We start from the raw sequence: 26455 nt of genomic DNA, 5'->3' as shown, positions 1-26455 counted from the left end.
TGATCGAGGGTCGCCGGTAGCGGCCGAATTACTCGCCGACTCCGCCGGCCTGCCGCGCGCGGCTGACGACGTGATCCACGAACCCGTATTCCTTGGCCGCCTGTGCCGTGAACCACCGGTCACGGTCGGAATCCTCGGTGATCTGCTCGACGGTCTGGCCGGTGTGATGAGCGATGAGCTCGGCCATCTCACGCTTGGTGTGCGCGAACTGCTCGGCCATGATCGCGATGTCCGAAGCGCTGCCGCCGATACCGGCCGAAGGCTGATGCATCATGATGCGCGCGTGCGGCAGGGCGTACCGCTTGCCCTTCGCGCCGGCCGAGAGCAGGAACTGGCCCATCGAGGCAGCCAGGCCCATCCCGTAGGTGGCGATATCGCACTCGGCGAATTCCATGGTGTCGAAGATCGCCATACCTGCGGTGACCGAGCCACCGGGCGAGTTGATGTACAGCGAGATGTCGCGGGTGGGGTCCTCGGCCGACAGGAGCAGGATCTGCGCGCACAACTTGTTGGCGATGTCGTCGTCGACCTGGGTACCGAGGAAAATGATGCGGTTTTGAAGCAGACGCTCGTACACGGAGTCGCTGAGATTCAGCCCTGCTGCGGCCGAAGTCATGACGGGACTCTGCTCGTGCGAAGCCGCCGGATTCTGAACAGTCACGGTACCTGCCTTTTCCATAACAAATCGTTGGTTCCTGACACAGACACTAACGAAAGACGGCGGCTCCGGAGTCCCGGAACCGCCGTCGTTCGCTGTGAGCGTTACTTCTCTTGTTCGCCCTCGGAAGAATCAGCTGCTTCGACCTCGTCGGGAGCATCGGCGGGGCTGCCGAACAGCTCGGCGGTGTCGACGCTGGCACCGTTGGTGTCGGTCACGGTGACGCGCTCGACGACCGAGGCAAGCGCCTTGCCGCGCTTGACATCGGCGAACACGGCACCGAGCTGGTTGGCCTGCTGCACCTGCTGGATGAACTGCTCGGGCGGCATGCCGTAGCGCTGGGCCTGGAAGATGATCCGCTCGGTCAGCTCGTCCTGACCGACCTGAGTGTTCTCTGCCTCGGCGATGGCGTCGAGGAGGAGCTGGGTGCGCACCGACTTCTCGGCACCCTCCTTGACGTCCTTGTCGAACTCCTCGCGGCTCGAACCCTGCGACTCGAGCAACTCGGCGAGCGCTTCCTCGTTGTGATCGAGGCCGTGGATGGCCTCGTGCACCTGGGAATCGACCTCGGCCTTGACGACGGCCTCGGGAGCCGGAATCTCGAGGGTCTCGAGCAGCGTCTCGAGCACCTTGTCGCGGATCTGACCGGCCTGCTCGACCTTCGCGACTCGCTCGACGCGCGTCTTCAGGTCTGCGAGCAGCTCGTCGAACGTGTCGAACTCGCTGGCGAGCTGGGCGAACTCGTCGTCGGCCTCGGGCAGCTCGCGCTCCTTGACGGAGACGACCTTGACCGTGACGACGGCTTCCTTGCCCGCGTACTCACCGGCAACGAGCGTGGAGGTGAACTCCTTCGACTCGCCGGCCGAGACGCCGATGATCGCGTCGTCGAGGCCCTCGATGAGCTGACCGGAGCCGACCTCGTGGGACAGTCCGCTCGCGGTGGCCTCTTCGACGTTCTCGCCGTCGACCGTGGCAGAGAGATCGATGGACACGAAGTCGCCGGACTGAACCGGGCGATCGACACCGGTGAGGGTTCCGAAACGCTGACGGAGCGACTGCAGCTGCTCGTCGACGGCTTCGTCCTTGATCTCGAGCGGATCGACTACGACGCTGATGGTCGAGTAATCCGGCAGCTCGATCTCGGGACGCACGTCGACCTCGGCGGTGAACGTGAGCTCGGTGCCGTCTTCGATCTTGGTGATCTCGATCTCGGGCTGGCCGATGACCTTGACCTTCTCGTTGGTCACGGCCTCGGAGTAGCGAGAGGGAAGAGCGTCGTTGACGACCTGCTCGAGTACTGCACCACGGCCGACTCGCGCCTCGAGCAACTTGGCCGGAGCCTTGCCGGGACGGAATCCGGGGAGGCGGATCTGCTGAGCCAAAGCCTTGTACGCGCGGTCGAAATCAGGCTTGAGCTCCTCGAAGGGCACCTCAACGTTGATACGGACTCGCGTCGGGCTCAGCTGCTCGACGGTGCTCTTCACGGGACATGCTCCTTTGTGGTGATTCTTGCTTGCTGGCAGTTCTGGCTTGCTGTCTTCCGCTCGCCACGAGCACGGTGAGCCGTGCCCGCGGCTCTCATTTGTCGGGGTGACAGGAATTGAACCTGCGACCCTCCGCTCCCAAAGCGGATGCGCTACCAAGCTGCGCCACACCCCGTCGTACGGACACCATTGAACAGCAACCGATAGTAGCCCCTCATGGGCGCCCCACCCATGACGTTCCGTGAGACCGGGCTCGACGGGCCGGTTTGGAATCCGGCAACCGCTTTGGGTACAGTCTTGAAACGCAGGCGACGGAACTGGCGATCCCACGACTGTTGTTTGCACGCCGATGTAGCTCAATGGTAGAGCCCCTGTCTTCCAAACAGGCTACGCGAGTTCGATTCTCGTCATCGGCTCCATCGAAAGCCCCGCACTTCACGAGTGCGGGGCTTTTTCGTGTCCGCGTATCGTCGACAGTGTTCGAGTGAATCGGACGAACTGGACATGTATCGCCGATGGAAGGCTCAGAATTGAAATCGTCCTGATCGTCATCATCGTGGCCGTAGTGGCACTGCTGGTGCTGCGCAGCAAGAAGAACTCCGCCGCAGCCGCGGCCACCGCACTGGCCGATGCGAAGGCCGACGCCCGCCAGTCGATCGAACGGCTCGGCGGCCAGGTCTACAACCTCGTGGGCTCCGACACCGCATCCAAGCAGGCCCTGGCCGACGCATCCGAGCGCAATATCGCAGCAGGCTCGCAAATCGACCAGGCGACAACCGTCGAACAGGCGAGGCTGGCCAAGCAGACCGCGTTGGAAGGGCTCTATTACATTCGCGCAGCGCGCCTGGCGATGGGCATGGACCCGGGCCCCGAGGTGCAGGGCATCGACGGCCAACAGCAGGCAGGCCGTGTCACCGAGGAACGCAAGGTCGACTTCGAGGGTCGAGAGATCGCGGCCTCACCGGACCCGTCGGACCGGACCCCGAACTACTACCCCGGCGGACGAGTGGCGGGCCGACCCGTCCCCGCAGGCTGGTACTCCGAGCCGTGGTGGCGTCCGGCCTTGGTCGCCGGCGCATGGGGAATGGGCTCGATGTTCCTGTTCTCGGCGATGTTCTCCGGCATGGCCGGGGTTCCGGACGAGACCGCAGCGGGTGGCGACCTGGGTGCGGACGGTTCCGACGGGGGTGCTGGTGACAATTACGACGGTGGCGACGCCGGAGCAGGTAACGACGGCGGTGACGGCGGCGGCTTCTTCGACAGCGGAGACGGCGGTGGCTTCTTCGACGGCGGCGGAGGCGGAGGGGATTTCGGCGGGTTCTAGCTCGCCCGCCCTTACGTCGCCTGACAGACGGGGCACCAGAACAGGTTTCGCGCCTGCATCGTCGAGTGCAGGATCTCGGCTCCGCACACGCGGCACGGGAGGCCTTCCCTGCGGTAGACGTACGAACGCGGTCGGCGGGCACCGTAGGTGTCGCCGTGATCGTCCTCGGGCCGGATGGTGATGATGCGACCGCGTCGGACACCGATGGCCATGAGGTCCACGAGATCGAGCCAGATGGCGTCCCACTCGGCTCGGTCGAGGTCCTTTCCGGGCCGCATCGGGTTGATCTCGTGCCGGAAGAGGATCTCGGCGCGGTAGACGTTGCCGACGCCGGCGAGCACCTTCTGATCCATCAGCAACGTGCCGATGGCCGTGCGTGACTTGGATATTCGTGCCCAGGCCGCATCCGGGTCGGCGTCCTTGCGGAGCGGGTCCGGCCCCAGACGCGCCAGGAGGGCGTCGACCTGCTGCTCGGTGTAGATCTCGCAGGCCGTGGGGCCGCGGAGGTCGGCACCGTACTTCTCCCCCACGATGCGCAGACGCACCGCACCCACCGGATCGTCCAGTGGCACAGCGTGTTCGGTGAACTTTCCGTACAGGCCGAGGTGAATGTGCACGATCAGGTCGGATTCGTAGCGGTGCAGCAGATGCTTGCCCCACGCCTCGGCCTTCTCGAGGACGAGGCCGTCGATCAGCGCGGCACCGGAAACGAACCGTCCCTGGGGACTGCTCGCCTCCACCGGTGCCCCGCCGAACCGACGTTGATGCAACCGAGCGAGTCGGTGCAGGGTATGCCCTTCGGGCACTTACTCGGGCTTTCCCGGAACCTCGGGTGCTTCGCCGCTGCGCTCGTACTCGGACAGGATGTCGATGCGACGCTGGTGGCGCTCCTCGCCCGAGAACGGGGTGCCGAGGAACGCGTCGACGATGGCAAGTGCTTCGGGCAACGTGTGCATGCGGCCGCCGATGCCGATGAGCTGCGCATCGTTGTGTTCGCGAGCCAACTTTGCCGTCTCGACGCTCCACGCGAGGGCACAGCGTGCGCCCGGCACCTTGTTCGCGGCGATCTGCTCGCCGTTTCCGGATCCGCCGAGCACGAGGCCGCGACTGCCCGGATCGGCGACGACGCGACGTGCTGCGTCGATGCAGAAGGCCGGGTAGTCGTCGACCGGGTCGTAGTCGAACGCACCGCAGTCGACGGGCTCGTGCCCGGTTGCCGTCAGGTGTTCGATGATCTGATTCTTGAACTCGAGGCCGGCGTGGTCGGCACCCAGGTATACGCGCATGCCTAGAGTCTGACAGGTGATGTCACGAGCCGAGAAATTCGCCGGTGTCGACGGCGCGAAGGGTGCGTGGGTGGTCGCATTGTTCGACGGCACGAGAGTGACGTGGACGGCCTGCTCCTCCGTCTCCGACGTGTTGGAGCACACCCGAGACTGCGCGCGAGTGGGCGTCGACATGCCGCTGTCGCTACCCGTGGACGGTTATCGCGTCAGCGAACTGGAGGCGAAGAAGTTCCTGGGGACGGCGCGCAGTTCGATCTTTCACACCCCGGTCGCGGATGTTCTGGGCGCGGTGTCGTACGAACAGGCGTGCTCGATCTCGCGGTCGAAGACCGGCAAGGCAATCAGTAAACAAACGTGGCACATCTTGCCCGCGGTCCGGGCGTGGCGAGATTCGGACTTCGATCCGGAACGGTACGTCGAAGTGCATCCCGAATGCTCGTTCAGGGCGATGTCGCCGACCACGGTCTACGCATCGAAGAAGACCGGCCGAGGCGTCGGGCAACGGTTGGCCGCACTGACCCGATGGACCGGGGATCTCGATCTGAACGACCTGCCGAACGGGCCGCTCGTCGACGACGTCCTCGATGCGGCCGCAGCGGCGTGGTCGGCCAGGCGCTTCCACCTGGGCGAGCATCTGACGTTCGGCACCGACAGCGGCTCGGATCGAATCGTCGCCTAATCCTCCGTGCGTGAACCAGCCCCCCGTGCGCGAACTGGCCCCTCGTGCGTGAAAGTTCGGCTCCTGCTACGAGTTTCCACGCACGAGGGTCTCGCGATCAGTCGAACTGCGGGTCCTCGTTGCGGGTGCGCTTGAGCTCGTAGAAGTGCGGGTACGCCGCGAAGATCACCGACGCGTCCCACAACTTTCCTGCCTCTTCACCGCGTGGAATCCGCGAGAGCACAGGGCCGAAGAACGCCACGCCGTTGACGTGAATGGTGGGAGTGCCCACATCGGGGCCGACCTTGTCCATTCCTGCGTGGTGGCTGGTGCGCAGGTCCTCGTCGTAATCGGTGTTCTCGGCTGCCGAGGCGAGATCGGCGGGCAAGTCGAGTTCGGCCAAGGACTCCCGAATGACGACGTCGAAATCCTTGTTGCCCTCGTTGTGAATTCGCGTGCCCATGGCCGCGTACAGCGGCGCGAGGATCTCGTCGCCGTTGCTCTTCGCCGCGGCGATCGCCACCCGCACCGGACCCCACGCCTTCTTCATCATCGCGGCGTACTCCTCGGGCAGGTCGCGGCCCTCGTTGAGGACGGCCAAGCTCATGACGTGGAAATTGACGTCTATGTCGCGCACCTGCTGGACCTCGAGAATCCAACGTGAGGTGATCCAGCACCATGGGCACAGCGGGTCGAACCAAAAATCAGCGGTGTCTTTCTGTCCTGAACCGGCCACTGTCTGCTCCTCGAAAGTCGATGTCGCTGTCTCTTCATGTCGTAACACCCGGCCACCGCGCGGACATTCCACGCGACCCGTCAGCCAGCGCGCGACACGGCGGACGTGATGGGATGGACGGCACTACCCATAACTACACGAAGAGGTGTCGACTGAAGTGGTTGCTCCCAACCTGACGCGTGACCAAGCCTCCGAGCGCTCGGCGATCATCGGGGAAACGAAGTACGCGATCGTTCTCGATCTCACCGACGGCGAGGGCAATCCCGGCGAGAAGACGTTCCGCTCGCTCACCACCATCACGTTCGCCGCGACCGCCGGAGCGTCGACTTTCGTGGACATCGTCGCAGGCACCATCCGGTCGGCGACGCTCAACGGCACAGCGCTCGACACGACGAACTACGACGAGTCGACGGGGCTGGCTCTGGTCGATCTCGCCGAACACAACGAGCTCGTGGTCGATGCCGACTGCGTCTACTCGCACACCGGCGAAGGCCTGCACCGTTTCGTCGATCCGTCGGACGGTTCGGTGTACCTGTACTCGCAGTTCGAGACTGCGGACGCCAAGCGCATGTTCGCGTGCTTCGATCAACCCGATCTCAAGGCCACGTTCGATCTGAAGGTCACCGCTCCCGAGAGCTGGACCGTCATCTCCAACGCAGCGCACGGCGCCGAGCCGGCCGCAGGTGAGCACGTGTTCGATACGACTCCGCTGATGAGCACATACCTGGTTGCTCTGATCGCCGGTCCCTACGCCGAGTGGACCGATTCGTACACCGACGATCACGGCACCATCCCTCTCGGAATCTACTGCCGCGCATCGCTTGCCGAACACATGGATGCCGAGCGACTGTTCACCGAGACGAAGCAGGGTTTCGGTTTCTACCACGAGAACTTCGGCACCCCGTATGCGTTCGGCAAGTACGACCAGCTGTTCGTGCCCGAATTCAACGCCGGAGCCATGGAGAACGCCGGGGCCGTCACGTTCCTCGAGGATTACGTCTTCCGGTCCAAGGTGACGCGGTACTCCTACGAGCGACGCGCCGAGACCGTGCTGCACGAGATGGCGCACATGTGGTTCGGCGATCTGGTGACGATGACGTGGTGGGACGACCTGTGGCTCAACGAGTCGTTCGCGACGTTCGCCTCCGTGTTGTGCCAGTCCGAGGCGACCGAGTACACCAACGCGTGGACGACGTTCGCCAACGTCGAGAAGGCCTGGGCATACCGACAGGACCAGCTGCCCTCGACGCACCCCATCGCCGCGGACATCCCCGATCTGGCCGCCGTGGAGGTCAACTTCGACGGCATCACGTACGCCAAGGGTGCCAGCGTGCTCAAGCAGCTGGTTGCGTACGTCGGTAAGGAAGACTTCCTGGCCGGGTTGCGGGCCTACTTCGTCGATCACGCCTTCGCCAACGCAACGTTCTCGGATCTGCTTGCGGCACTGGAGAAGTCATCGGGTCGCGATCTCTCCGATTGGGGTGCGCAGTGGCTGCGGACCACCGGCCTGAATACTCTGAGCCCCGATTTCGACGTCGACTCGGAGGGCAGGTTCACCCGGTTCGCAGTGTCGCAGACCGGCGCAGCACCGGGCGCGGGCGAGCATCGCGTACACCGCATCGCAATCGGCATCTACGACGACGTCGACGGCAAGTTGGTGCGTACCGACCGCGTCGAGCTGGACCTCGATGCTGCCGAATCGACGAATGTCGAAGCGCTCGTAGGTGTATCGCGCGGCAAGCTCGTGCTGGTCAACGACGACGACCTGACGTATTGCGCAGTGCGGCTCGATCCGGATTCGCTCGGTGTTCTCGTCGATCGGATCGGCGACATCGCCGAGTCGCTCCCCCGCACTCTCGCCTGGTCGGCCGCATGGGAAATGACTCGGTCCGCCGAGATGAAGGCACGCGACTTCGTGGCTCTGGTCCAGCGCGGAATCGGTAGCGAGACCGAAGTGGGTGTGGTGCAACGTCTTCTGCTCCAGGCGCAGACGGCTGTCACCAGCTACGCCGATCCGGCGTGGGCGGCAGAACACGGAGTCCCGGAGTTCGCCGACGCAGTGCTCGAGCTGGCCCGCGGTGCCGAGTCGGGCTCGGATCACCAGTTGGCGTTCGTCAATGCTCTGACCGGTACCGAACTCAGCGAGCGCCATGTCGAGGTATTGCGCGCTCTCCTGGACGGTGACGCCCAGGGGCAGTCCCTGGCCGGACTCGACATCGATACGGATCTGCGGTGGCGCATCGTCACCGCCCTTGCGGCGGCCGGAGCCATCGATGCCGACGGGCTCGATTCGCCGGTCATCGACGCCGAAGCCGAGAAGGACAACACCGCCGCCGGAGCGCGGTCGGCTGCCGCTGCACGAGCTGCGCGTCCGAGTGCCGAGGTGAAGGAGCGGGCATGGACGACCGTCGTCGACGACGACGCGGTTCCGAACATCACGGCGCGGTCGATCATCGGTGGTTTCGCGGGCCCCGGCCAGGGCGAACTGCTCGAGCCGTACGTCGACCGCTACTTCGAGGCGATCGACGGCGTGTGGGCTCGTCGATCGAGTGAAGTCGCACAGACCGTCGTGGTGGGCCTCTACCCATCGTGGTCGATCAGCGAGCAGTCGTTGGCCGCAGCCGACAGGTTCCTCGATGGCGATCTTCCACCCGCTCTGCGCCGACTGGTGATCGAAGGCCGCGCCGGAGTCGTTCGGGCACTCGCGGCCCGGGCATACGACGCCGGCTGATCGCAGGTACACATACGACGAGGGCCGGTTGCGTCTCACCCGCGAAGGTGAGATGCAACCGGCCCTCGTCGTCGCCGGGACCGCCGGCCGAGAACTACGGGGATGGAGCGCGACGAGCTACGGCGCGAGGATGGATGCTGCCATCACGCGGACCGAGGTCACGAGACCGTCGATGAGGTTGCCGTCGCGGAACGGGCCGAGCGCAGCGGTGACGCCGAGCTGAGCAACCCGATCGGTAGCACGGTTCGAGACCCGCTTTCCGGTGCGGATCTCGAGCGCGTGCCGGTTGGGGTCGACAGCGATCAGAACCGAACGAATCGCATCGGGGGTGCCGGGGAAGACCGAATCCGCTCCCGCAGCCGGATCGACTCCCAGGTCACCGACGTAGATGTTGAACCGAATCTTCGTCTTCCGGGTCGCCTCGCTCAGTGCGTCGTCGAGCGCGACCAGATCCTGAGTCGCGAAAGGCAGGTGCTCCGGGCTCGGCGTGCCGAACTCGTGTGCCACCGATACGCGACCACTCGCCGTCAGCGCAGCCCCGAACGGCAGGTCCTCTTCTCGGATGTCACCGCCACGTACCAGTTCACCACTTGCCACTTGCAGCACCTCCGATCGAATCGGCTGTGTCCGCGTCGTGCGATCCGTGGCCTCCGAACGGAGTCACCTCGTCCGTAGCGCTCCACAGCAATGGCTCGCGCGTCCACTCGTCCGTCAGCCGGTACGGAGCGACGTCCATCCCCGGCTGCTTGTCGGTCAAGTAGGACAGCGCGCCGACGATTCCGATCACCGCAACCGGAATCACCCCGAATATCAGCGTGGTCTCCAAAATGCTCACGGGGTGTGACGTTAGTCGACAATTGCCCGTCGGACCACGTCGGGGCTGGTGTTGTGACCGAAAAGAGCCAACGGCCGACAGTCAGGCAGCACCTTCGCCGAGGTACGCCAACCAGCTCGGGTCCAACTCCTTGGTGGTCGCCAGCAGACGCCAGTGCGGGCCCTTCGGTGGCACGAGCTGGGCTCGCAACGTCCACCCGATCTCACTGAGCAGCTTGTCCGCCTTGCGGTGATTGCAGGAGGCGCAGCACGCCACGCAGTTCTCCCACGAGTGGCCGCCGCCGCGGCTACGAGGCACGACGTGATCGACGGTCTCGGCCTTGCTGCCGCAATAGGCGCAGCGGAATCTGTCGCGATGCATCAGTGCCGCGCGCGTCATCGGCACCCGCGCTCGATAGGGAACTCGGACGAATGTCCGCAATCGAATCACCGACGGCACCTGGACGGAGTAGTCGGCCGACCGGATGAACGGCCCCTCCGGATCGTCGTGGATCACGTCGGCCTTGCCGCAAACGAGAAGAACCACCGCCCGGCGCATCGGAAGCGCGGTCAGTGGTTCGAAAGTTGCGTTGAGAAGCAGCACACGGCGCTTGACCCACGCCGGGACGGCGTCGTCACCCGTGGCGTTGTGGGCCGTCGGCACCACGCGCAGCGGAGAAGCCCCCGAGGCCGTCTCACGCTGGTCGTGCGTGGTGCGGCCCTCAGTGGGCGGGAGTTGTCGGTGGCGGTGTTGAGAGTTCTTCATGCATTACTCCAGGGAGTGTCGGCGCCCGCGCATGGCTTGCGTGGAACACGGTTCACAGTGGAACACGAATACACCGCCCGCGCACAGCCTTTTTCTGCGCATTTTCTGTTGCCGATCGGTGAACATTCCGGTTTCCGATCAGCGAGTTCGAGGATCGATACCGCTATGCGCTGCGTGACTGGCAAGATTTCTGTGTCTCCGTAGACTTTTCGGGTGGCTGTATCAACCCTTCTGTCCGTATCGCCGTTACCCGAACCTTCGCTGCTGCGAGAGCTCGACACCCGAGCATTCGAACTGACCGACACCGGACGCGACTGGCTGGTCGACCGACCGTTGCAGATCCTCGGCTATCTGGTTCTGGCGATCGTGCTCAGGCTCGTGTTGCACCGAATGATCGACCGCTTCACTCGACACGACGCCGGCCGATCACCTGCACTTCTCCGGCCGTTACGCGACCGGTCCTCGGGAACGGTGAAGGGCGAGATACTCAACGAACGGCGCAGACAGCGGGCCAACACGATCGGTTCGGTGCTCCGATCTGCGGTGTCGGTCATGATCCTGACCTGGTTCGTGCTGTCGGTGCTCGACGTCGTGGGTGTGAACGTCGCCCCGTTCATCGCGTCGGCGGGGATCGTCGGTGTCGCCCTCGGTTTCGGTGCGCAGAACCTCGTCCGCGACTTCCTGTCCGGAATCTTCATGCTTCTCGAGGATCAGTACGGGGTCGGCGACGTCGTCGATCTCGGTGAGGCGATCGGCACGGTCGAAAGCGTGGGATTGCGCGTCACCACGATCAGAGATGTCAATGGCACCGTGTGGTACTGCCGAAACGGTGAAGTTCTGCGGGTGGGCAACATGAGCCAAGGGTTCGCGGTCGCTGTCCTCGACCTCCCCGTCTCCCACACGGCCAACATCGACGAGGCCTGCGCGGTGGCCGAGAGAACCACCAACGAGGTCGTGGACTCCGGCGACTTCGACAGTGACATCCTCGAACCCCCGGAGATGCTCGGCGTCAATGCCGTCAGCGCCGATACCGTGACCATCCGGATCACGATCAAGACCCGACCCGGCCGCCAATGGGCAGTGCAGCGTCGCCTCCACCGCGACATCCTGCAGTCGTTCGACGATGCCGGTATCAAAGCCCCGTATGCGCTGGGCCGTCCGGGTGGGGTTGCAGTCGAGAGCAGCAGCTGAGGGACAATGAGCGTGACCGACGCCGACGAGGAACGAACAGAGAGAGTGTGATGACCGAACCGCAACAGACGTTCTACGACGCGGTCGGCGGTGCGGAGACGTTCCGGTTGCTCACGGCGAAGTTCTACGAGGAAGTGGCCAAGGACGAGATCGTGCGGCCCCTGTATCCCGAGGAGGACCTGGCTCCGGCCGAACGGCGGATGCGAATGTTCCTCGAGCAGTACTGGGGCGGGCCTCGTACGTACTCCGACGAACGTGGTCATCCACGGTTGCGGATGCGGCACAACCCGTTCCGGATCGGGCCGCTCGAACGTGACGCCTGGCTTCGATGCATGCACATCGCGATCGCCTCGATCGACCCGGCCGTCCTGGATTCTGCGCACCGAACGCAACTCGTCGACTACATGGAAATGGCCGCCAATTCGATGATGAACTCGGCAATCTGAGAGCTACGGCGTCACGTTCTACAGCGTCACGAACTACAGCGATGCGCCTCGCCGCGGGCCCGCTGCGCCACCTCTGAGGCGGCCGAGCCGGCGGCGGAGCGAGCCGGCTACCCCGAGCACGAAGCTCAGCGGCGCGGGCAGGTGCTGCCGCAAGATGGCGTGCTTACGCACGTAGTTGTCGACGCGCCATTCCGACCATGTGCCGGCGCGGAACAACGCCGCGTCGCCGGCGACCAGAGTCCGGGGCGCGTGATCTTCGCTGGACACCACGACCGACCCGTCCATGATGTGGACGATCTCGTCGACCGCGAAGTACCACCGAAAGCGTCCGGCCGTGCAATCCCACACATTGGTGGTCGTGGTGCCGTCGGTACTCCTGGACCACTCCGCGACGCGAGCCCGCGGGTTTCCTTCGAGGATCCACGTGGGTTCGATGGGACTGTCGGAGAGCGAAACATCTTCCAGCCGCACGGCTTCTATGGTCGAGGTTCTCATGGTGTCGTCGCGTCCTCACCGTCGGGCGCGGCGCCGGCCGCTGCACGTTTTACGTTGCAGAACATACAACACTTTCCAAACGTGCGGATACGTGTCGGTCATGTGAATGAGCACAATCCTTTACCTTCGGATCGACCGCCATTGCAGGGTGCCGGGTGCACCCCAGCGCCCTCGAATCGTTCGCAGCCCATTCGTTTGGCACTATTGCCAGTTGTGACCGATCCGATCGAAAGCACCGAGTTGTCGTGGTGGCAGGACGCCGTCTTCTACCAGATCTATCCCCGGTCGTTCGCAGATGCGAACGGTGACGGAATCGGTGATCTCGACGGCATCAGAGACAAGCTCGGCTACCTCGAATTGCTCGGTATAGACGCCATCTGGATCGGTCCGATCACGCGGTCGCCCATGGCCGATCACGGCTACGACGTTTCCGACCCCCGCGACATCGACCCCATGTTCGGCAGTCTCGAGATCTTCGACGCGTTGCTCGACGAGGCGCACGCCCGCGACATCAAGGTCACGATGGATCTGGTGCCCAATCACACCAGTAACGAACACCGGTGGTTCCAGGCGGCTCTGAACGCCCCTCGTGGCAGCGCCGAGCGAGCGCGCTACATCTTTCGAGACGGGCTCGGCGACGACGGTTCGCGGCCGCCGAACAACTGGCCGAGCATCTTCGGGGGTCCCGCCTGGACGCGAGTCGACGAGAAGGACGGCTCCCCCGGTCAGTGGTACCTGCACATCTTCGCGCCCGAACAACCGGATCTGAACTGGGACAACCCCGAGGTCTTCGACGACTTCGCGCGCACCCTTCGGTTCTGGCTGGACCGAGGGGTCGACGGATTTCGACTCGATGTCGCCCACGGCATGGCAAAACCTGCCGAGCTGGCCGACATGAGCCTCGAGTTCAACGCACTGATGAAGAACGACGACGACGATCCCCGGTTCAACAACCCCCGAGTCCACGAACTGCACCGCCGCATCAGAGCCGTCATGAACGAATACCCCCACGCGGTGACGGTCGGCGAGATCTGGGTCCAGGACAACGTCCGGTTCTCCGAATACATCCGCCCCGACGAGCTGCACCTGGGCTTCAACTTCCGCTTGGCCAGTGTCGATTTCGACGCCGAGACCATCCGCGATGCGATCTCCAACTCGCTCGCGGCCGTCGAACTGGTCGGCGGCACCCCGACGTGGACACTGTCGAACCACGACGTCGAACGCGAGGTCACCAGATACGGCGACGGAGACCTGGGCTACCACCGGGCCCGGGCCATAATTCTCGTCGAATTGGCCCTTCCTGGAACAATTTTCGTCTACAACGGTGCCGAGCTCGGGCTACCGAACGTGCAGCTGCCCGACAGCGCCCTGCAGGACCCGGTGTGGGAGCGGTCCGGGCACACCGAGCGCGGACGCGACGGCTGCCGAGTCCCCATGCCGTGGGAGGGTGATGCCCCTCCGTTCGGGTTCTCCACCACCGATCGCACCTGGTTGCCGATGCCGCCGGAGTGGAAGGGGCTGACCGCCGAGGCGCAGCTCGAAGAGGTCGATTCGATGCTCAGCCTGTACCGCACGGCGTTCGAATTGCGCACCCTGCGGCCGGAGTTCACCGGCGGCGGCATCGATTGGTACGGTGCCCCTCCCGGGTGCCTGGCCTTCCGGCGCCGCGGGGGCTTGATCTGCGCCCTCAACGCCTCCGACGAGTCGATCCCACTCCCACCCGGCGAGGTGTTGCTGGCCAGCACTCCGCTGGTCGACGGGATGCTTCCCGCGAACGCGGCCGCCTGGCTCGTCTGAACCGGTCGGCCGGCTCGTCCGAACCGGCCGACCGGCCACGCTCAGCGTTCGACGGTGAGCGACAACTGTTGGCCCGGGCGGCGAACGAACACCGACCCGAACCTGGCATCGAGGCGCAACCACACCTTGGTGGCGCGTACTCGTACCACCTCTGCGGCGGCGATCCTCTCCGGGTCGACGTCGATCGTCAACGGATCGTTACCGTCGTGCGGCACGAAACCCATTGCGGTCAACCCGAATACGGTGCGCATGGTGACCGAGACGTCGTCGCCGTCACCGGTCACGTGCAACACCTGCTGTTCGAGCAACGAGCTCGGCGGCCCGTGACTGCTGCCGTGTTCCTTCGCCAGTGCGGCACCGCGCTGTGCGAGTCCGATGAGCACCCGCGCGGGGACGTCGTCGAGATGCTCGAATCCGCCGTCGGGAGGAAGGGTGCCACGCCAGGCGGAGTCCATCGAGAAACCCGGGTCGATCACGCCGTCGTCCGCGTTCTGCAGAGCGGACACCAACACATCGGCACCCGCACTGGTGTCGTCGGGCACGATGGTTCCCGCAATCACCCGCGCGGCGAGCGCATCGAAACCGGTTGCCGCCCAACACGACACGCCCCCGCCGGCCCGAGTGCGCAACCGAACGACAGCAGCCTCGTCCAAGCGCAATGCCCTGCTGCAGAACGTCTGGAGGTTCTCCCGCTCGACCGCATCGGGAACGGTCAGAACGCGCTCATACACGCTGCCAACTCACCAGGAACTCGCGCTCGGCGGGAGTGAGCCGGCGCAGTCGCTGCGCATCGATGTCGAACGCCGCGATCTGCGTCGACGCCACCACCGCTGCCGGCGTATCCAGCGACGCCCCGCGTGCCCGCACCTCGTACCCCACGACGAAGTCCACCGCGCGGACCGCATCGATCCACATGAAGACGTCGAGGGGTCCGTCCTCGTGTCGCAGCTGCCCGCGATACTTCACGTGCAGATCGGCAATGACGGCACCGTGACGCAGATTCGCAGTCGGCCTGCCGTCCACCAGCAGCCACGGGATCCGCGCCTCTTCGAGCAACGTCACCATTCGCGCGTGGTTGATGTGTTGATACACATCCATATCCGACCACCGCACATCCACAGCGGCGTGAAAGCCCACCCGCTCGGTGGCGGGTCGCTTGTCGGACAGATGGTCGTCGGGCACACTCACGCGCTTACTACCTCTTCTCGATCGAACGAAAGTTCCATGCTGTCAGGGAACCATGTTTCTCACCTGTCGGGCGGCAACCGAGAGTGTCGCCAGGTCCAGCGTCCCCGTCTCGGCGATCTCGGTGAGCGCTGCACGCGAGCGGGCCAACCGCGACGAATTGGTCGATTCCCATTCGGCGATCTTCTCCGTGACCGACTCGTCCGGTTCGCCCGCGGCCAACACGGCCTTGGTGATTCCGCGAAGGGAGGCGTACAGATCGTCACGAAGAGCCAAGCGCGCCAACGAATGCCATCGATCGCCGCGGGCAAGCTTCGAGACCGCGGTGAGCAACCAGTCGATACCGATGTGCGCGTCGAGCGCGAAGTAGAGCTCGGCCACCTCCGCCCCGTCCCGGTCGACGATGTCGGCGATATCGATGATGTCGAGCAGGCAGTACACGTCGAGCAAGCCGTAGATCCGACGTGCCAGCTCGGCCGGAGCACCTCGTTCCATCGCGGCCCCCGAACGCCGGTCCAAATCGACCGCCTGGTGACCGGAGATCCACGACGCGACCCGCGGCTGCAGAGCGCGAACCTGCCCGGCATAGCGACTGATCTCGGCCCCGACCGCCAACGGCTGCGGCCGATTGGCCAACAGCCACCGGGATACTCGATCGAGCATGCGACGCGATTCGAGCAGCAGCTCGGCGGACACTGCGGTGGGTACGTCGGCAGCGCGAATCGAATCCCACACCTCGTCGAGGCCGAAGATTTCGGTGGCCGCGGCGAATGCGCGGATGGCGTCGGTGCCTGCGGCACCGGAGTCCTCGGTCAACCGATACGGGTAGGTGATTCCGCCACAGTCGATGGCCTCGTTGGCGAGCGTCGTCGCCACCAGTTGACGCCGTAGCGGATGCGCCTTGATGGCATCTGCGTACGGATCCCGCAGTGGCTCGGGGAAATACTTGGGTAGCCGGGGGGCGAAGACGTCGCTGTCGGGAAGCTCGCTGTCGAGCAGTTCCGCTTCCAGTGCCAATTTCACGTGCGCCATCAACGTCGCGAGTTCCGGCGACGTCAGTCCACGCCCGTCTTGCTTGCGACGACGGAGATCGGCCTCGGTGGGCAGAGCCTCGAGCTCCCGATCGAGCCCTCGACGCGTCTCCAGATCCTCGATCACTCGGCTGTGCACCGTCACCAGATGTGGTGCGTCGAATCTGGACGTACCGAGCAACTCGTTCTGCATGATGTTGTCCCACAACACCAATCGCCCGACCTCGTCGGTCATGGACGCAAGCAGCTCATCGCGGTCTTCGCGCGCCAGGTTTCCGTTGGTGATGGCAGTCTCGAGCAGGATCTTGATGTTGACTTCGTGATCGGAACAGTCGACGCCCGCCGAGTTGTCGACGGCGTCGGTGTTGATCTTGCCGCCGGCTGCGGCGTACTCGATCCTGCCCAGTGCGGTGGCACCGAGGTTTCCGCCCTCCCCCACCACGGCCGCCCGCACATCCACGCCGTCGACCCGCACTGCATCGTTGGCCTTGTCGCCGACTTCGGCGTTGCTCTCACTGGAAGCCTTGATGTAGGTGCCGATTCCGCCGTTCCACAGCAGATCGGCGGGAGCCTTCAGGATCGCGTTCACCAACTCTGGTGGTGACAGTGCAGCAACCGATTCGTCCAACCCGAGGGCCGAACGTGCTGCGGCGCTGATGGGTACGGATTTGCGGGTCCGCTCCCACACCCCTCCGCCGGCACTGATGAGCGAGGTGTCGTAGTCCGCCCACGACGACCGCGGCAGGGCGAACAAGCGCTCCCGCTCGGCGAACGACGACTCCCGATCGGGGTCGGGGTCGAGAAAGATGTGCCGGTGGTCGAACGCCGCGAGCAAGCGAATGTGTCGGCTCAGCAGCATGCCGTTACCGAATACGTCTCCGCTCATGTCGCCGACGCCGACGACCGTGAAATCCTGACTCTGCGTGTCGATTCCGAGCTCACGGAAGTGCCGCTTGACGCTCTCCCACGCACCCTTCGCGGTGATTCCCATGGCTTTGTGGTCGTATCCGGCGGATCCACCGGACGCGAACGCGTCACCGAGCCAGAATCCGTACTCGGCAGCGATGCCGTTGGCCATGTCGGAGAAGGTCGCGGTGCCCTTGTCCGCCGCGACGACGAGGTAGGTGTCGTCTCCGTCGCGGCGCACCACCCCGGTAGGTACCGATACCGACCCGGTAGCGCGGTCGAGATTGTCGGTGATGTCGAGCAACCCGGCGATGAACAGTCGGTAGCAGGCTTTGCCTTCCTCGGCGTATGCCTGTCGATCCCGGTCGGCTTCACCTGTGGTCACCGGAGGACGCTTGACGACGAATCCTCCCTTGGCCCCGACAGGCACGATGACTGCGTTCTTGACCATCTGAGCTTTTGCCAGACCGAGAATTTCCGTCCGGAAGTCCTCCCGTCGATCGGACCAGCGCAACCCACCTCGGGCCACCGCACCGAACCTGAGATGGACCCCCTCGACGCGCGGGGAGTACACGAAGATCTCGAACTTGGGCTTCGGTTTGGGTAGCTCCGCGATGGATTGCGGGTCGAACTTGAGCGAGAGGTACGGGCGATGTGCACCGTCGGATCCCACCACGAAGTGGTTGGTGCGCAACGTCGCTCGGATGAGCTCGAACATGCTGCGCAGAATGCGGTCGGCATCGAGGCTGACGACCTCGTCGATGAGCTCGCCGAGCTGGGTCCCGATGGCCTGCGCGTCCGCCTCGGCACTGGTCTCGGGGTCGAACTGCGCCTCGAACAGTCCGGCGAGCAGCCGCGCGGTACGCGGATGCGCCAGGAGGACGCCCTCGATGTTGAACTGACTGTAGGGAAAACCCGCCTGCCTCAGGTACTTGGCGTAGGCACGCAATACCACGGCCTGCCGCCAGTGCAGACCTGCGCGCATCACCAGTTCGTTGAAACGATCCGCTTCTGCCGCGCCGCTCCACACGGCCGCGAATGCGTCGGTGAATCGATGCTGGACCCGGCTCTCGCGATCGGCCGTGCCTGCCTCGGACAGCTCGGCGTCGAGGTCCCCGTCGATGGCCGAGCGCAACATCTCACGCGAGGCAGAGAGACCGAAATCGTATATCCAGCAAGACATTCCGTCCGGACGCACCACCGGGTACGGCCGCTCGTCGTCGACCTCCACACCGAGACTCTGCAGAATGGGCAACACCTGGGACAGTGATACGCCCGCACCGCCGATGTACAGCGAGAAGCGCCAGCTCCCCACGGCCGAGCGCTCGTTTCGGTAGAGCTGCATGTCGATCGCTTCGTCGCCGAGTGCTTCGAGGCGGGCAATGTCCGTGACGGCCCTGGCCGGACTGAAGTCCTGCTTGTACGCCTCGGGAAAAGCCTCGGTGTAGCGCTGAATGCGCGCCGGGTCGACGGCTCGGTCGAGGGACACGGCGTCACCCAACGAGTCCTCCCACGTTCGAGTGGTCTCGGTCAGCGCCGCTTCGATCCGGGTGATGTCGTCGGCGGACAGGTGGGGAGAGACGGTGCCCGGTGCGCAGCGCACCGTCACGTGCAGCAGCGCGAGATCCGATTCGGTGACGCGTGCGGTGTAGTCGAGCGAGGTACCACCGAGCTCTCGGAGCAGTCGGTCCTGGATCGCGAGTCGGACGCGAGTGGTGTAGCGATCTCGCGGCAGGTACACCAGAGCACTGACGAAGGACCCACTCGCATCGGGTCGCACGAACAGCTTGACCTTGCGCCGGCGACCCAGCGCCAGAACAGCACTCGCCGTTTCGAACAGCCACGAGGCAGAGGTCGCGAACAGTTCCGACCGCGGCATCGACTGCAGCACCTCGAGCATGGCCTGGCCGGAGAAGGACCCGAGATCATGGCCGGCCTTGGCGATCACCGACCGCACTCGACGCTCGATCACCGGAATGTCGAGGACGTTCTCGTGCAGCGCGGTGACGGTGAAGACACCGACGAATCGATGCTCGGCGGAGTCGTCGGCATCGATCACACTGACGAAATAGGGGTAGACAGCACGATGAACCGTGGCGGGGTTCGGCCCCTGCGTCAGAGCAACCAGGTCGCGCTCACCGACCGGTTCGGGTCCGTCTCCATGTTGACCGGCATCGCGCAGCACACCCAGGCTGCTCGATTCGACACCCGTTGCGGTTCGGTCGCCGTCGCTACCGTCGATCGTGTATCTGCGGTAACCCAGCAAGGTGTAATGGCCGTCGCCCAGCCAACGCAGCAAGGCAGCCGCATCCCGGTGTGCGACGGCTGGTTCGGAGTCGGTGTCGCCGGACGCCGCGGCGACACCGTCCAACCGATCGGCCACGGCAGCCTGCACGCGACGCATCTCGTCGGTGTCGCCGACGACCTGACGCACATCGGCGAGTACTCGACTCGTCTCCTCTTCCAACTGCGCGACGGCATCGTCTGAGGTGGACGGGTGCAGCTGGACGTGTATCCAGGATTCGGCGATGCCGGCCGAGCTCAGCCCGACGAGCACTCCCTCTGCGTTCCGATCGACGGAGAGAATGGGATGGACCACGTCGGTGTATTCGATGCCGAGACGCGAGAGCAGCGACATGATCGATTCGACCAACAACGGCATGTCGTCGGTGACGATCTGTAGGTAACTTCCCGCTACCTGCTGTGCTGCAGACTCGTTCGGTCGATGGACCGCCACATTCGCCGTCCCCGGCAGCCGCTCTGCGGCGAGCCGAACGTGCCGCCGAAAAGAGGCGATGTCGGGGGTATGCGCGGACACTGCGACCGCAGTGGCGTCGGTGTGCTCGAAATACTCCGTACGCAATGTCGCCAACTCGGCCACAAGCCTGTCGTCGAGCCCGTCGGCCCAGTCGTCGTCGGTCAGGTCAAGCGAGCGTGACATTGTTTTCGAGTACTCCCTCGTGAGGATTTCCCGACGCCCGCCGATCGCCGGTCGTCGATGACCCCTCGACCCTAGTGCGGGTGACCCCGCAACCGCAGAGATCTCGGGAACCAGCGCGTCAGGCCGATCCGGCAGTCACGACGAATCGCTGTGGAGATACTCGCTCAGTGCAGTTCGTTCGTGTTCGCGCAGCGGCCTGGACGAGGAGGTGTCGAGGTCGAAGGCCACCATCAGTGCCTCCGCGTCTGCACACACCGTTCCGTTTCGATCGGTGACGACGTGCCGGACGCCGTACGAGGTGGTTCCGATACGAGTGATCCACAGCTCGATCACCAGCGGGCCGGAGTCGTCCAGGATCGGGTGCAAGAAGTTGGTGGTCAACGTACGAACCACCACCGCGCCGCGACCTTTCGAGCCCCCCAGGACCGCGTTCAGAAACTGAACGCGGCCTTCCTGGAGGTACTCGACGAACCGGGTGTTGTTGACGTGCCCGAGGCGGTCGGAATCACCCCACCGCACCTGAAGTGTGCAGGTGAAGGTCTGTGCCGACATGTCAGTCTCGGGTCAGCTTCCGGTGCGTGACGCGGTGGGGACGCGCCGCGTCGGGACCGAGCCGCTCGACCTTGTTGGCCTCGTAGCCCTCGAAGTTGCCCTCGTACCAGTACCAGGCAGCCTCGTTGTCTCCGAAGCCGCCTTCCCACGCCAGGATGTGGGTGCAGGTGCGGTCCAGGAACCACCGGTCGTGCGAGATGACCACGGCGCAACCGGGGAATTCCTCGAGCGCGTTCTCGAGCGATCCGAGTGTCTCGACGTCGAGGTCGTTGGTCGGCTCGTCGAGCAGGATCAGGTTGCCACCCTGTTTGAGCGTCATCGCCAGGTTCAGACGGTTGCGCTCACCGCCGGAGAGAACTCCGGCGGGCTTCTGCTGATCGTGGCCCTTGAATCCGAACGAGCTGATGTACGCGCGCGACGGGAATTCCGAGTTGCCCACGGTGATGAAGTCCAGGCCGTCGGAGACCGTTTCCCAGACCGTCTTCTTCGAGTCGATGCCCGAGCGGTTCTGGTCGACGTAGCTGAGCTTGACGGTCTGCCCGATCTTCACCTCGCCGCCGTCCGGCTCCTCGAGCCCGACGATGGTCTTGAACAGTGTCGTCTTGCCGACACCGTTGGGTCCGATGACGCCGACGATTCCGTTGCGCGGCAACGTGAACGACAGATCCTTGATCAACACGCGGCCGTCGAAGCCCTTGTCCAGGCTCTTGACCTCGACCACGACGTCGCCGAGGCGCGGCGGGTTGGGGATCTGGATCTCGTCGAAGTCGAGCTTCCTGGTCTTCTCGGCCTCGGCCACCATCTCGTCATAGCGAGCCAGACGAGACTTGCTCTTGGCCTGGCGAGCCTTGGCACCGGAGCGAACCCAGGCGAGTTCGTCCTTGAGCCGCTTCTGCAGCTTCTGGTCCTTCTTTCCCGAGACCTCGAGGCGCTCGGCCTTCTTCTCCAGGTACGTCGAGTAGTTGCCCTCGTACGGGTACAGATGTCCGCGGTCGACCTCGGCGATCCACTGCGCGACGTGGTCGAGGAAGTACCGGTCGTGAGTCACGGCGAGAATGGCACCGGCGTAGGCGGCCAAGTGCTGCTCGAGCCACAGCACACTCTCGGCGTCGAGGTGGTTGGTCGGCTCGTCGAGCAGCAACAGGTCGGGCTTGCTGAGCAGCAGCTTGCACAGGGCGACGCGACGCTTCTCACCACCGGAGAGGTTGGTGACCGGGGACTCGGGCGGCGGGCAGCGCAGCGCGTCCATCGCCTGTTCGAGCTGCGAGTCGATCTCCCAGGCGTCGGCGTGGTCGAGCTTTTCCTGCAACTCGCCCATCTCTTCCATGAGCTCGTCGGAGTAATCGGTTGCCATCAGCTCGGCGATCTCGTTGTAGCGCTTGAGCTGGACCATCGTCTCGCCGAGGCCGTCCTCGACGTTCTCGCGAACGGTCTTGGTGTCGTCGAGAATCGGCTCCTGCATGAGAATGCCGACCGAGGCACCGGGAGCGAGGAACGCCTCACCGTTTCCGGGCTGATCGATTCCCGCCATGATCTTGAGGATGCTCGACTTACCGGCGCCGTTCGGGCCGACGACGCCGATCTTCGCTCCCGGGTAGAAGCTCATCGTCACGTCGTCGAGGATGACTTTGTCGCCGTGCGCCTTGCGCACCTTCTTCATGGTGTAAATGAATTCAGCCATGCCGCCCAGCTTATCGGTGCGGCCGCGTCGGAACACCATCGACCGAGTCCGCGCCGAGCCCACATCCGTCGTCCGCGGTCGTGCGCGGGTTACATCCACCGGGGACGACGGATGTCGGCGGGCCGTCAGGCGGGTACCGCCTCGCGGACGTCGTCACCGATTCGATCGTGATCCGGCTCGTCCTCCGGTGGTTCGGCGGCACCCCGATCGTCGTCGGTGAGTGCCTCGTCTGCAGGTACTTCGGGCGCGACCGTCCTGGTCCGCTGGATTGCCACGTTGCAGCGCGCAAGGTCCGGCCCGACGGCGCTGGCCCGCATCTCGAGGTCGGATCGTTCGACGCCGTCGCGATTGGTGTATTCGTTGGTGCGCAGCTGTCCGTAGGCGATGATCGGATCGCCCTTCATCAACGATGCGCCGACGCCGCGCACGAGTCGACGCCAGCACGTGACCGTGAGATAGAGGGTGCCGCCGTCGGTCCATTCACCGGTGTTGCGGTCCTGCCGTCGGGCATTGCTCGCCATCCGGAAGCTGAGGACCTCGTCGCCGGTGGGCGTGGAGCGCTTGACGGGATTGGTGATGACGGTGCCCACAACAGCGCACTGAGCTTCGTACATGGTGTCTTCCTCTCGATGAATGTCGCGTGATTGCGATCGAGATCGACACTGCTACGCCGGAGCCGCCCGTAACGGACGTGTTCGCGAAATGTGGACAACCGCTGAGCCTGTGGATGAACGTCCAGGATCGGCTGGTCATGACGCCACTCGTGTCGGACCGGTGTGCTACTCGGTTGTTTCTACGTAAACGTGCCCACCGAGAGCCGGCACCACCCGTCCGGCGGTGAGCGACGCCAACAGCGCTGCAGTCGAATCGGCGTCTGCGACGGCGACGGTGAGCACGGCTCGAGTGTCGTAGGCGGTATCGAGCACCAAGGCCCCGTGTCCGCGTAACTCCGATTCGACCCGTCCCACCTCGGCGTGGTCGAGTTCGAGGGTCAGCACGTCGCGTCGCTCTCGGGTGAGAAACCGAGCCTGGGCAAGTGCCTCGGTGACCGCACCGCCGTACGCGCGGGCCAATCCGCCGGTACCGAGCTTGGTGCCGCCGAAATATCTGCCGACCACCGCGACCACGTTGGTCAGCCCATGACCGCGCAACACCTCGAGCATCGGCGTTCCTGCCGTGCCGCTGGGTTCGCCGTCGTCGTTGGATCGCTCGATGCGGTGGGTCCGGTCTTCGTCGACGGCAACGATGCCTGCAGCCGAGGATTCGACGATGAATGCCGAACAGTGATGTCCGGCAGTCGGATCCGCTTTCCGCGCCACTGCGATGACCGCGCGAGCGTCGGCCTCGGTGCTCGCCCTGTCCACCACGGTGACGAACCGCGATCTCTTGACCTCGGTCTCGCACACAACCCGGCCGGCGATCGTTCGAAGCTCGCTCACGCAACAGCCCTGCTCATGCAGCGACCCTGATCATGCAGCAACGCTGTCCACGACATCGTCTGCGGCACGGACCAATTGGGCGTACATACCGTCTTCGGCGAGCAGAGCCTCGTGGCTTCCGACCTCGCGCACGATGCCGTGATCGAGTACCGCGATGGCGTCTGCTGCACGCACTGTGGACAGGCGATGGGCGATCAGAATGGTGGTACGGCCGTGCATCAAACCGTCGAGCGCTGTCTGCACTGCGCGTTCGGTGCGATTGTCCAGGGCGCTCGTCGCCTCGTCGAGCACCAGAATCGGCGGGTTGCGCAGGACAGTTCGGGCGATTGCGATGCGCTGCTTCTCACCGCCGGAGAATCGGTAGCCGCGCTCGCCGACCATCGTGTCGTAACCGTCGTCGAGACCGTCGATGAAGTCGTGGATCTGGGCCGTCCGAGCGGCAGCCACGATCTCGTCGTCGGTGGCGTCGGGTTTGGCGAACCGCAGGTTCTCCCTGATGGTGGCGTGGAACAGATAGGTCTCCTGAGAGACGACGCCCACCAGGTCGGCAATGTTCTCCGACGCCAGGTGCCGCAAGTCGACACCGTCGATGGTCACCGAGCCGGCTGTCGGATCATGCAGGCGGGCAACGAGGTATCCCAGCGTGGTCTTGCCCGATCCGGTTGCGCCGACGAGCGCGAGCGTGCTCCCGGCCGGTACGTCGAGATCGATGTTGCACAACGTCGGGACAGTCGCGGCGGCATAGGTGAAGTCGACGCCGCGGAAAGCGACATCGCCGCGCACGCTCTCTCGCGAGAGTGTGATCGGGTGCTCGGGTTCGGCGACATCGATGGGCAGATCGAGATACTCGAAGACTCTGCCGAACAACGCCAAGGATGCCTGTACTTCGACGCCGGTGTTGAGCAATTGCATGGTGGGCCGGAACAATTGGGTCTGCAATGCGGTGAACGCGACCAGGGTGCCGATCGTCAACGCACTCCCCTGACCGATGGTGATGCCGGCGAACCAGTACACCAGAGCGGGCATCACGGCGAAGCTGATCTGAATTGTCGCCATCCGCCACTTGCCCGCCATCATCGCGGCCAGTTCGACACCGGCCACCTCGTGCGATCGGTCGGCGAATTTGTCGGTCAACGCCTGGGCGGAACCGGTGGTCTTGCCCAGAAGAATTCCACTGACGGACAGTGATTCCTCGATCTGGACGGATAGATCGCTGAGCAATTTCTGCCGCTTTGTCGAGATCTTGCGACGCTCGTCGCCGATACGTCGAGCGACTCGCACGAAGATCGGCAGGATGATCAGCGAGAACGTGGCGAGCTTCCAATCGAGCAGGAAGAGCGCGACCACGGTCGCAGCGACCGTCGTGGCGTTCTGCGCGATGGACGTCGCGGTGTTGGTGACGACGGATTGCATGCCGCCGATGTCGTTCGCGATACGCGATTGCACCTCACCGGTGCGCGTTCGCGCGAAGAATCCGAGGGACTGTCTCTGCAGGTGCGAATAGACCTGCACGCGCAGATCGTGCATGAGCTGCTGACCGACGCCGTTGGACATCCAGGTCTGCACCACGCCGAGAGTGCTGGTGGCGACTGCAACAGCGATCATGCCGACCGCGATGAGGCTGACGAGCGTGACGTCGCGGTCGGGAATTGCATGATCGAGGAGTTCGCGAAGAAGCAGAGGAGAGGCGAGCGCAATGATGGCGCTGGCCACGATGATCGCGCTGACGACAGCGATCTTGCGCCGGTAGGGCGTGAACAGAGCCAGGACTCGTCGGACGGGCGCTGGATCGGAAGCGAGTGGTACGCGTTCGGGACGGCTTTCCAAGTAGACCTCCGTGGTAGCTGAAGTAATATGCAGAGGTTACCTCACTATGAGGTTGTGGGCAAGCCTCGCTATGATCCGTCGTATGGACACCGGACACTCGCCCAACCTGAGCGATTCGTTCATGGCCGTTGCCCGAAGAATTCGGCGAAGCCACATGACTGCGCTGGAACCGTTCGGACTCAACCCGTCGCAGAGCAGGGCCATGCACGTCTTGGCGCGCGAACGAGAATCGGTCCGATTGCGTGATCTGGCCGAGCACCTCCGCATCGTCGCGCGATCAGCTACCGACATCGTCGACTCGCTCGAAGCGGCAGAACTGGTGACGCGAGCGCCGGACCCGAGTGATCGACGCGCTGTCCTGGTCGAGCTGACCGACGCCGGCCGCGCCCTGCTCGACCGCGTCGACGAGGCACGACGTCAGGTGTCCGCGGACCTGTTCGACGGCCTCGAGCCGGCCGAACGCACCGAACTCGACCGGCTTCTGCACAAGATCGCCGGCAGCGACTGA

24 protein-coding genes and 2 tRNA genes are annotated in these 26455 nt (G+C 64.6%); 8 read left to right on the top strand and 18 right to left on the bottom strand.

Annotated features, from left to right (window positions below; translation table 11 throughout):
• Nucleotides 1-28: 28 nt before the first annotated feature.
• From CH266_RS18530 to CH266_RS18520, 3 genes are all read right to left on the bottom strand, one after another.
• On the bottom strand, nucleotides 29-679 hold the full coding sequence (locus tag CH266_RS18530) for an ATP-dependent Clp protease proteolytic subunit (RefSeq protein WP_094715905.1): 651 nt from the start codon (nucleotides 677-679) through the stop codon (nucleotides 29-31).
• Nucleotides 680-762: 83 nt separating this feature from the next.
• On the bottom strand, nucleotides 763-2142 hold the full coding sequence (gene tig / locus CH266_RS18525) for a trigger factor (RefSeq protein WP_032368208.1): 1380 nt from the start codon (nucleotides 2140-2142) through the stop codon (nucleotides 763-765).
• 101 nt (nucleotides 2143-2243) lie between these two features.
• Nucleotides 2244-2317: transfer RNA gene (locus CH266_RS18520), tRNA-Pro, on the bottom strand.
• A gap of 170 nt (nucleotides 2318-2487) precedes the next feature.
• On the opposite strand from CH266_RS18520, the gene CH266_RS18515 reads away from it, so the two are divergent.
• Nucleotides 2488-2561 (top strand) — tRNA-Gly (locus tag CH266_RS18515).
• A gap of 110 nt (nucleotides 2562-2671) precedes the next feature.
• Entirely contained in the window at nucleotides 2672-3466 is a 795-nt protein-coding gene (locus CH266_RS18510) for a hypothetical protein (RefSeq protein WP_027497580.1), read from the top strand.
• An 11-nt stretch (nucleotides 3467-3477) separates the two neighbouring features.
• On the opposite strand, the gene CH266_RS18505 is transcribed toward CH266_RS18510, so the two are convergent.
• Together CH266_RS18505 and CH266_RS18500 are read right to left on the bottom strand one after the other, a co-directional pair.
• Complete coding sequence (locus CH266_RS18505; RefSeq protein WP_032368209.1) at nucleotides 3478-4272, bottom strand: Fpg/Nei family DNA glycosylase; 795 nt, start codon at nucleotides 4270-4272, stop codon at nucleotides 3478-3480.
• Nucleotides 4273-4752, bottom strand: a complete 480-nt coding sequence (locus CH266_RS18500; RefSeq protein WP_032374451.1) for a ribose-5-phosphate isomerase — start codon at nucleotides 4750-4752, stop codon at nucleotides 4273-4275.
• A gap of 19 nt (nucleotides 4753-4771) precedes the next feature.
• On the opposite strand from CH266_RS18500, the gene CH266_RS18495 reads away from it, so the two are divergent.
• On the top strand, nucleotides 4772-5431 hold the full coding sequence (locus tag CH266_RS18495; RefSeq protein WP_094716031.1) for a DUF429 domain-containing protein: 660 nt from the start codon (nucleotides 4772-4774) through the stop codon (nucleotides 5429-5431).
• Between the two features lie 97 nt (nucleotides 5432-5528).
• On the opposite strand, the gene CH266_RS18490 is transcribed toward CH266_RS18495, so the two are convergent.
• A complete protein-coding gene (locus tag CH266_RS18490) occupies nucleotides 5529-6146 on the bottom strand; it encodes a mycothiol-dependent nitroreductase Rv2466c family protein (RefSeq protein WP_094715904.1) in 618 nt (205 codons plus the stop codon).
• Nucleotides 6147-6303: 157 nt separating this feature from the next.
• On the opposite strand from CH266_RS18490, the gene pepN reads away from it, so the two are divergent.
• Entirely contained in the window at nucleotides 6304-8877 is a 2574-nt protein-coding gene (gene pepN, locus CH266_RS18485; RefSeq protein ID WP_045841279.1) for an aminopeptidase N, read from the top strand.
• A 117-nt stretch (nucleotides 8878-8994) separates the two neighbouring features.
• On the opposite strand, the gene CH266_RS18480 is transcribed toward pepN, so the two are convergent.
• The 3 genes from CH266_RS18480 to CH266_RS18470 all read right to left on the bottom strand — a co-directional run bounded on the left by CH266_RS18480 (nucleotide 8995) and on the right by CH266_RS18470 (nucleotide 10456).
• Complete coding sequence (locus CH266_RS18480) at nucleotides 8995-9474, bottom strand: DUF5130 family protein (RefSeq protein WP_032368213.1); 480 nt, start codon at nucleotides 9472-9474, stop codon at nucleotides 8995-8997.
• Nucleotides 9461-9712: an aa3-type cytochrome oxidase subunit CtaJ gene (gene ctaJ / locus CH266_RS18475; RefSeq protein ID WP_027497587.1), complete on the bottom strand. Its 252-nt coding sequence runs from the start codon at nucleotides 9710-9712 to the stop codon at nucleotides 9461-9463. The genes CH266_RS18480 and ctaJ overlap by 14 nt, the downstream gene beginning before the upstream one ends.
• Nucleotides 9713-9793: 81 nt before the next feature.
• Nucleotides 9794-10456, bottom strand: a complete 663-nt coding sequence (locus CH266_RS18470) for an HNH endonuclease (protein ID WP_174557300.1) — start codon at nucleotides 10454-10456, stop codon at nucleotides 9794-9796.
• A 231-nt stretch (nucleotides 10457-10687) separates the two neighbouring features.
• On the opposite strand from CH266_RS18470, the gene CH266_RS18465 reads away from it, so the two are divergent.
• Both CH266_RS18465 and CH266_RS18460 read left to right on the top strand, forming a co-directional pair.
• Nucleotides 10688-11647 (top strand): mechanosensitive ion channel family protein, encoded by a 960-nt coding sequence (locus CH266_RS18465; RefSeq protein WP_045841372.1) that lies wholly within the window; start codon nucleotides 10688-10690, stop codon nucleotides 11645-11647.
• A gap of 50 nt (nucleotides 11648-11697) precedes the next feature.
• A complete protein-coding gene (locus tag CH266_RS18460) occupies nucleotides 11698-12093 on the top strand; it encodes a globin (protein ID WP_027497590.1) in 396 nt (131 codons plus the stop codon).
• A 33-nt stretch (nucleotides 12094-12126) separates the two neighbouring features.
• On the opposite strand, the gene CH266_RS18455 is transcribed toward CH266_RS18460, so the two are convergent.
• The gene (locus tag CH266_RS18455; protein ID WP_032370207.1) at nucleotides 12127-12588 is read right to left on the bottom strand and encodes a cupin domain-containing protein; all 462 of its coding nucleotides are present in this window, start codon (nucleotides 12586-12588) and stop codon (nucleotides 12127-12129) included.
• Nucleotides 12589-12777: 189 nt separating this feature from the next.
• Between CH266_RS18455 and CH266_RS18450 the strand changes: the two genes are divergently transcribed.
• Complete coding sequence (locus CH266_RS18450; protein WP_441347062.1) at nucleotides 12778-14385, top strand: glycoside hydrolase family 13 protein; 1608 nt, start codon at nucleotides 12778-12780, stop codon at nucleotides 14383-14385.
• A gap of 41 nt (nucleotides 14386-14426) precedes the next feature.
• Here the strand turns inward: CH266_RS18450 and CH266_RS18445 are convergent, their stop codons facing one another.
• The 8 genes from CH266_RS18445 to CH266_RS18410 form a co-directional block, all read right to left on the bottom strand.
• On the bottom strand, nucleotides 14427-15116 hold the full coding sequence (locus CH266_RS18445) for a hypothetical protein (protein WP_032368215.1): 690 nt from the start codon (nucleotides 15114-15116) through the stop codon (nucleotides 14427-14429).
• On the bottom strand, nucleotides 15109-15573 hold the full coding sequence (locus CH266_RS18440; protein ID WP_045841282.1) for an acyl-CoA thioesterase: 465 nt from the start codon (nucleotides 15571-15573) through the stop codon (nucleotides 15109-15111). Before CH266_RS18440 ends, CH266_RS18445 begins: the two co-directional genes overlap by 8 nt.
• Nucleotides 15574-15615: 42 nt before the next feature.
• Nucleotides 15616-20448, bottom strand: a complete 4833-nt coding sequence (locus CH266_RS18435) for an NAD-glutamate dehydrogenase (protein WP_094715902.1) — start codon at nucleotides 20446-20448, stop codon at nucleotides 15616-15618.
• Nucleotides 20449-20583: 135 nt separating this feature from the next.
• A complete protein-coding gene (locus CH266_RS18430) occupies nucleotides 20584-21000 on the bottom strand; it encodes an acyl-CoA thioesterase (protein ID WP_027497596.1) in 417 nt (138 codons plus the stop codon).
• A 1-nt stretch (nucleotide 21001) separates the two neighbouring features.
• Nucleotides 21002-22681 carry an energy-dependent translational throttle protein EttA gene (gene ettA, locus CH266_RS18425; protein WP_027497597.1) on the bottom strand — a complete coding sequence of 560 codons (1680 nt, stop codon included), beginning with the start codon at nucleotides 22679-22681 and terminating at the stop codon, nucleotides 21002-21004.
• Nucleotides 22682-22806: 125 nt separating this feature from the next.
• Nucleotides 22807-23295: a single-stranded DNA-binding protein gene (ssb, locus tag CH266_RS18420; protein ID WP_027497598.1), complete on the bottom strand. Its 489-nt coding sequence runs from the start codon at nucleotides 23293-23295 to the stop codon at nucleotides 22807-22809.
• Between the two features lie 165 nt (nucleotides 23296-23460).
• Complete coding sequence (locus CH266_RS18415) at nucleotides 23461-24120, bottom strand: IMPACT family protein (protein ID WP_094715901.1); 660 nt, start codon at nucleotides 24118-24120, stop codon at nucleotides 23461-23463.
• Nucleotides 24121-24150: 30 nt separating this feature from the next.
• Nucleotides 24151-25947, bottom strand: coding sequence for an ABC transporter ATP-binding protein (locus tag CH266_RS18410; protein ID WP_094715900.1), 1797 nt, complete (start codon nucleotides 25945-25947; stop codon nucleotides 24151-24153).
• Nucleotides 25948-26029: 82 nt separating this feature from the next.
• On the opposite strand from CH266_RS18410, the gene CH266_RS18405 reads away from it, so the two are divergent.
• A complete protein-coding gene (locus CH266_RS18405) occupies nucleotides 26030-26455 on the top strand; it encodes a MarR family winged helix-turn-helix transcriptional regulator (protein WP_032382725.1) in 426 nt (141 codons plus the stop codon).

This window comes from Rhodococcus sp. 06-1474-1B, from assembly GCF_002258885.1.
Classification (GTDB): Bacteria; Actinomycetota; Actinomycetes; order Mycobacteriales; family Mycobacteriaceae; genus Rhodococcoides; species Rhodococcoides fascians.
Note: the sequence above shows the minus strand (reverse complement) of the source record. Positions and strands in the feature narration are given on the sequence as shown.